Genomic DNA, 201 nt, shown 5'->3' on the forward strand with positions numbered 1-201 from the left:
GTCGGCCATCGCGGTCAGCAGCATCCGGGTCTGCCCGATGTCCTTCGAGCGCGAGGTCGCGAGATGTACGACCGTCTCGACGCCGTCGAGCGCGGCGGCGAGGCCCGCACCCGTGGCGAGGTCGGCGACCGCGTGGTCGGGTCCGGGGCGGCGGCTGAGCACGCGCACGGTGTGCCCGTGGGCGCGCAGCGCGTCGACGGT

General features: G+C 75.6%; 1 pseudogene. It reads right to left on the reverse strand.

The features are described 5' to 3' along the window. Positions 1–201: pseudogene (locus FJ658_RS14970) on the reverse strand (epimerase); the annotation flags it as partial.

It is taken from the genome of Schumannella sp. 10F1B-5-1 (assembly GCF_006517535.1).
Taxonomy (GTDB): Bacteria; Actinomycetota; Actinomycetes; order Actinomycetales; family Microbacteriaceae; genus Schumannella.